Genomic DNA, 2,809 nt, shown 5'->3' with positions numbered 1-2,809 from the left:
GGGCGCTCGGCGAGGGGCGGATCGACTGAGACGACAGGCAGGTACGGTCGGCGGCATGCGGACACGGGTGGTCGTGATGTGCCCGGAGTGCCAGGTGCACTGGTACGTCGGGGCCGGGGAGGCCGGGTGCCGCGATGCCGGGCACGAGCACCAGCGGTTCGAGGTGCACGTCCATCGGGCGGCGGTCGTGCTGCCCGACGGCACCGAGGTCACCGCCGTCTCGTTCGACGCCGTCGACCCCTACGCCCGCGACCAGCCGCCCGACTTCGGCCTGTACCTGGACCAGCGGTGGCAGCCGCCGTGGGCCCACGACCACCTCGACTGGCCTGACTTCGGGATCCTGGAGGATCCGGCCCCGGTCGTCGCCGCCCTGCGCTCCCTGCGAGACCGGGCTCGTGCCGGCGAGCAGGTGGAGGTCGGTTGCCTCGGCGGCCACGGGCGCACCGGAACGGCCCTGGCCGCCCTCGCCGTCCTCGGGAGCCACCCACCGGACGAGGCCGTCGCCTGGGTTCGCGCCAACTACTGCGCCGACGCCGTCGAGACCGACGAACAAGAGGCGTTCGTGGTCCGACTCGGCCGCTGAGCACCTCGCCGGCGCCCCCGCGGCCGGAAACCGGGTGCTCGGAATCCGGGGGTGAAGGCCTAGCCTGCCTCCGTGCTGGGGCTTCGGGAGGTGACGGATCTGCGGCCACGGCTGTGGCGCCTGATGCCGGGGTTGGTGCTCGGAGGGATCGGCATCGCCAGCATGGTGCGAGCCGACCTGGGGCTCCCGCCGTGGGCGGTCCTCGACCACGGCATCAGCCGGCACACCGGCATCCCCATCGGGACCGTGAGCATCCTGGTCGGCGCCGTGGTGCTGGCGACGTGGATCGCCCTGCGGGAGCGGCCCGGCATCGGCACGTTGCTCAACATCATCGTGCTCGGCGTCACGATCGACCTGATGCTCGCCCTGGTGCCCGAGACGGACAACCCTGTCGCCCGCGCCGCGTTCCTGCTGGTCGGGGTGTTCATCTGGGGACCCGGGTCGGGCCTCTACATCGGCGCCGGCCTCGGGCCCGGCCCCCGCGACGGGCTGATGACCGGGCTGGCGGCCCGGGGCGTCGGCTCCGTCCGCGCGGTGCGCACCGGCCTGGAGATCGGCGCCCTGGCGATCGGCTGGCTGCTGGGCGGCCGCGTCGGCATCGGCACCCTGGCGTTCGCCCTCACCATCGGCCCCAACGTGCAGTTCTTCCTGCAGCGCCTCACCTATCGGGCGCCGCACGAGGCCCGGGCCCAGACCCCGTCGCCTGAGCCCATAGCGGCCTGACCAGCCCCACCGCCCCGACCCAGGCGGCCTCCAGCACGGCCTTCGTCACGAAGTAGCCCACCACGGTGACCACGAACGTGGCCGCCACGAACAGCGGCGCCCACTGCCACGACAACGTCAGGACCACCCGCTGCAGGGTGTCGTGCGGCTCGACCACCGGCTCCCAGCTGTTCAGCCGGGCATGGCGCCCCAGGTAGACGCCCACCGCGCACAGGGCGTGGACCGACGCGAGCGTCACCGCCCGCCACGACGCCAGCCCCACCCGGTCGAGGTACAGGCTCAGCTCCCGTAGCGCCAGGTAGTAGGCCACGAAGCCGCCGCCGATGAACACCCCGTACACCGGGAGCACGCCGGTGATGACCGGCCAGCTGGCGCCGACCAGCACCACCGAGTCGCGCAGGTGCACCAGGTCGGTCACCACGTAGGGGGCGTTCGGCAGGAACAGCACGAACAGCACCACCCCCATCCACCACAACGGCGTGCGCTGGTGGTCGGATGCCCGCCGGCGGAACAAGGCGAACGCCAGGGCCACGGGCAACCAGGCCAGCACCGAGTTCCACGCCATCCACACGCCGTCGTGACGGACGACCTTCGTCAGGTTCGGCGCCCACGTCTCCAGCACCTGCAAGAGGGCCATGTCCCCAGCCTCCCCCACCCACGCCCCGAAGCGACCGCGCGCCCGCCGGTTCACACAACATCTCCACAAGTTCACGAAAACGGCGGAAAACGTGCAGTTTCGCGTCATGCGCACGGGGGGACTGCTGACACACAGGCGAAGACAGGCAACCAGGGCAAGGGGGAAGGGCACATGAGGATCACCCGCTGCGTCGCGGCGCTCGGGCTGGTGCTCGCGGCCATGGTCGCGAGCGAGGCACCGGCGTCGGCGGCGCCGCACGACCCGATCCTGTTCGTGCACGGCTGGAACAGCAGCGCGAGCACGTTCAACACGATGGTCGGGCGGTTCCGGTCCGCCGGCTACACCGGCAACGAGCTGATGGCCATCACCTACAACAGCAACACGTCGAACCGGACGATCGCCGGCCAGGTGCAGACGGCGGTGAACGACCTCCGGGCCCGCACCGGGGCGGCCAAGGTCGACATCGTCGCCCACTCGATGGGCAGCATCTCCACCCGGTCGTACCTGAAGGAGCGGGGCGGCACCGCGTTCGTCGACGACTGGGTGTCGCTCGCCGGGCCGAACCACGGCACCAACTGGGCCTACGCGTGCTACCCGTTCTCGCGGGGCTGCCGCGACATGATCCCGGGCTCCGACCTGCTCGACGCCCTCAACGCGGGCGATCCGACGCCGGGGGCGACGAGGTACGGCACGTTCTGGTCGAACAGCGACGACATCATCAACCCCGACGACAGCGTGCTGCTGACCGGGGCGACCAACACGTTCGCCGGGTCGATCGAGCACTCCGACTTCCTCAGCCGGGCCGACGTGTTCGGGATGGTGCAGGCCTTCGTCGCCTGATCCGGGGCGCCGAAGGCGAAACTTCG

The 2,809-nt window shown here is 71.5% G+C and carries 4 protein-coding genes; 3 read left to right on the top strand and 1 reads right to left on the bottom strand.

What is annotated here, in order from left to right; genetic code table 11:
• Positions 1-55: 55 nt before the first annotated feature.
• Together VK611_26815 and VK611_26810 are read left to right on the top strand one after the other, a co-directional pair.
• Positions 56-583: a protein-tyrosine phosphatase family protein gene (locus tag VK611_26815; protein HMG44974.1), complete on the top strand. Its 528-nt coding sequence runs from the start codon at positions 56-58 to the stop codon at positions 581-583.
• Positions 584-655: 72 nt separating this feature from the next.
• Complete coding sequence (locus VK611_26810; protein HMG44973.1) at positions 656-1,306, top strand: hypothetical protein; 651 nt, start codon at positions 656-658, stop codon at positions 1,304-1,306.
• Here VK611_26810 and VK611_26805 read toward each other — a convergent pair.
• On the bottom strand, positions 1,242-1,943 hold the full coding sequence (locus VK611_26805) for a DUF1361 domain-containing protein (protein HMG44972.1): 702 nt from the start codon (positions 1,941-1,943) through the stop codon (positions 1,242-1,244). The two genes, VK611_26810 and VK611_26805, sit on opposite strands and share 65 nt — an antisense overlap.
• A gap of 171 nt (positions 1,944-2,114) precedes the next feature.
• On the opposite strand from VK611_26805, the gene VK611_26800 reads away from it, so the two are divergent.
• Complete coding sequence (locus VK611_26800; GenBank protein HMG44971.1) at positions 2,115-2,783, top strand: hypothetical protein; 669 nt, start codon at positions 2,115-2,117, stop codon at positions 2,781-2,783.
• Positions 2,784-2,809: the final 26 nt, after the last annotated feature.

This window comes from Acidimicrobiales bacterium, from assembly GCA_035316325.1.
In the GTDB taxonomy this organism is placed as follows: domain Bacteria; phylum Actinomycetota; class Acidimicrobiia; order Acidimicrobiales; family VFJN01; genus DASXTK01.
This window is presented reverse-complemented; position numbering and strand designations above follow the sequence as displayed.

Coding starts and splice junctions, on each gene's coding strand:
- VK611_26800 (HMG44971.1), top strand. CDS start 2,115: ATGAGGATCACCCGCTGCGTCGCGGCGCTCGGGCTGGTGCTCGCGGCC.
- VK611_26805 (HMG44972.1), bottom strand. CDS start 1,943: ATGGCCCTCTTGCAGGTGCTGGAGACGTGGGCGCCGAACCTGACGAAG.
- VK611_26815 (HMG44974.1), top strand. CDS start 56: ATGCGGACACGGGTGGTCGTGATGTGCCCGGAGTGCCAGGTGCACTGG.